Origin of the sequence: Marinitenerispora sediminis (assembly GCF_003336425.1) — a bacterium.
In the GTDB taxonomy this organism is placed as follows: Bacteria; Actinomycetota; Actinomycetes; order Streptosporangiales; family Streptosporangiaceae; genus Marinitenerispora; species Marinitenerispora sediminis.
This window is the reverse complement of record NZ_QEIO01000266.1, coordinates 1-3223: the sequence shown is the minus strand read 5'-3', so window position 1 is coordinate 3223 and position 3223 is coordinate 1. Positions and strand designations below refer to the sequence as shown.

2 protein-coding genes are annotated in these 3223 nt (G+C 76.6%); both read left to right on the top strand.

Translation table 11 applies throughout. The annotated features are described in order from the left end of the window. Positions 1–19: 19 nt before the first annotated feature. On the top strand, positions 20–1330 hold the full coding sequence (locus DEF28_RS26035; protein ID WP_114400835.1) for an MFS transporter: 1311 nt from the start codon (positions 20–22) through the stop codon (positions 1328–1330). Between the two features lie 73 nt (positions 1331–1403). Further along, positions 1404–3223, top strand: a 1820-nt coding sequence (locus tag DEF28_RS26030; RefSeq protein WP_199493558.1) for a helix-turn-helix domain-containing protein, incomplete at its 3' end; no start/stop codon positions are given.

Here is a 3223-nt window from a genome sequence, read left to right as displayed (position 1 = left end):
ATCCCCACCCACCCGCTCCATCCGCAAGGTCGTCGTGGCCAGCCTGATCGGCACGACCATCGAGTGGTACGACTTCTTCCTGTACGGATCGGCCGCCGCGCTGGTCTTCAACCACGTGTTCTTCCCCGGCTCCGAGCCGCTGGTCGGCACCCTGCTGGCGTTCACCACCTACGCCGTGGGTTTCGTGGCGCGCCCGCTCGGCGGCCTGGTGTTCGGCCACTACGGCGACCGGATCGGCCGCAAGCGGCTGCTCGTGATCAGCCTGCTGCTCATGGGCGGCGCCACCTTCGCGATCGGCCTGCTGCCGACCTACGCCGCCATCGGCGTCGCCGCCCCGCTGCTGCTCACCGCGCTGCGGGTGGTGCAGGGCTTCGCGCTGGGCGGCGAGTGGGGCGGCGCGGTCCTCATCGTCTCCGAGCACGGCGACGACCGGAACCGGGGGTTCTGGGCATCCTGGCCGCAGGCCGGCGTCCCGTGCGGGAACCTGCTCGCCACCGCCGTGCTGGCGGTCCTGGCCGTGGCCATGCCGGACTCGGTCTTCCTGGCGTGGGGCTGGCGGATCCCGTTCCTGCTGTCCGGGGTGCTGGTGCTCGTCGGCCTGTGGATCCGGCTCGCGGTCGCCGAGTCGCCGGTGTTCCGCGAGGCGGCGGAGCGGGCCGAGACCGCCGGCGCGCCGGAGCGCGCCCCGATCCTGGAGGTCCTGACCCAGCACTGGCGCGAGGTGCTCGTCGCCATGGGCGTCCGCCTGGCGGAGAACATCTCCTACTACGTGCTGACCGCGTTCATCCTGGTCTACGCCACCGAGCACGCCGGGCTGTCCGACTCGACGGTGCTCAACGCGGTCCTGGTCGCCTCCGCGGCGCACCTCGTGGTCATCCCGCTGTGGGGCGCGCTCTCCGACCGGATCGGCCGGCGCCCGGTGATCGCGGTGGGCGCGGTCGGCGTGGCCGCCTGGAGTTTCGCGTTCTTCCCGCTGATCGACGCGGGTTCGTTCGGCGCGGTCACGCTCGCCGCGACCGTGGGGCTGGTGCTGCACGGCGCGATGTACGGCCCGCAGGCGGCCTTCTTCTCCGAACTGTTCGGCACCCGCGTCCGCTACTCCGGCGCCTCGGTCGGCTACCAGCTCGCCTCGATCTTCGCCGGCGGGATCGCGCCGCTGGTCGCCACCGGGCTGCTCGCCTCCTTCGGCACGTCGCTGCCGGTGTCGGTCTATGTCACGGTGGCCGGCGTGCTGACGCTCGTGGCGGTGTGGGCGTCGCGCGAGACCCGCGGGCGCGACCTCGCCGCCGTGCCGTCCGGGCCGCTCGGCCGGTCCGGCTCGGCCCGGTGACATGCGGGCCGGAGCGCGGTCGGCCGCGGCCGGCGGTTCCGGCGCCGCCCCGGCGGGTGCGACGATCACCGGTATGAGCTCCTCCGCCCTCGCCGCGATGCGCCGCCTGCTCGACCTGCTCGCGGAGAACGCGCCGGTCGCGGAGTTCGGGGCGCCGGCCGCGCGGTTGCGCGCGGCCGGCGCCCGCCCCGAGGAGGTCGCCGAGGTGGAGGCCGCGACCCTGGTGGCGCTGCGGGTGCACGGCGCGCTGGCCGGGCACCAGCGGCGCGAGAGCCGGCTGACCGCCCTGCTGGAGACGTCGCAGGACCTCGCCGCCTCCCGCAACCTCGACACCGTGCTGCGGGCGATCGTGCGGCGGGCCCGGCAGCTGCTCAGCACCGACACCGCCTATCTGGCGCTGGACGACGTGGAGCGCGGCGACACGTTCATGCGGGTCACCGACGGGTCGGTGTCGCCGCTGTTCCAGCGGCTGCGGCTCGGGTACGGCGAGGGCCTGGGCGGCCTGGTGGCCGAGACCGCCGAGCCCTACGCGAGCGACGACTACCTCAGCGACCCCAGGTTCGCGCATACCGCCACCATCGACCGCGCCGTCGGCGACGAGGGGCTGGTCGCCATCCTCGGTGTACCGCTGCTGCTCGGCGACCGCGTGATCGGCGTGCTGTTCGCCGCCGACCGCGCGCCCCGCACGTTCGGCCCGGACGAGGTGGCGCTGCTGTGCTCGCTGGCCGCGCACGCCGCGATCGCCATCGACGCCACCAAGCTGCTCGCCGAGACGCGCGCCGCGCTGGTCGAGCGCAACGCCGCGCACGCCAAACTGCACGCCCGCACCGTCGCCGGCCGCCGCGCGGAGGAGGCGCACGACCGGCTGACGGAACTGGTGCTGGGCGGCGCCGACCTGGCCGAGGTGGGCAGCGCCGTGGCCACGCTGCTGGGCGGCGGGATCACCGTCACCGACGGCGGCGGCACGGTCCTCGCCCGGGTGGGCGCGCCCGCGGGCACGGGCACCGACCTGGCCGAGGCGGTCGCCGAGTCCCGGTCGCGGCGCCGGGCGGTGCGGCGGGACGGGGTGTGGGTGTGCGCGGTGCTGGCCGGAACGGAGCTGCTCGGCGGCCTGGTGCTGACCGGCCGGTCCGACCTCGAGGAGGCGGACCGGCGGCTGTTCGAGCGCGCCGGGGTGGTCACGGCGCTGTCGCTGCTGCTGCGGCGCTCGGCGGCCGAGGCCGAGGACCGGCTGCGCGGCGAACTCGTGGGCGACCTGCTGGCCAACGCCGGCCGCGACCCCGCCGCGCTGTCGGCGCGGGCACGCCGGCTCGGCGTCGACCTCGGCCGCCCGCACACCGCCCTGCTGGCCTCGGCGGATCGCCAGCCCCGCCGGCGCCTGGTCGAGGTCGCCCGCCGCGTGGCGGCGGCAGCCGGCGGGATCAGCGGCGAGGACCGGGACCGGGTCGTCCTGCTGCTGCCCGAGCACCGCCCGGGGGCGGCGGCCCGCCGGATGGCCGCCGAGCTGTCCCGGGCGCTCGGGGCCGAGGTGACGGTGGCGGCGGGCGGTCCGGCCACCGGGCCGGGGGCGCTGCCCGCCGCGCACGCGGAGGCCGAGCGGTGCCTGCGGGCCATGCGCGCGCTGGGCCTCACCGGCCGCGGCGCGGCGATGGAGGACCTCGGCTTCGCGGGGATGCTGCTCGGCGACCGCGGCGGCATCGACGACTACGTGCGCGGCGTGCTGGGGCCGGTGCTGGACTACGACGCGCGGCGCGGCACGGAGCTGCGCCGCACCCTGGAGGCCTACTTCGCCGAGGGGCGCAGCCCGCGCCGGACCGGGACCGCGCTGCACGTGCACGCCAACACGGTCGCGCAGCGGCTGGACCGGGTGGCCGACCTGCTGGGCGCCGGCTG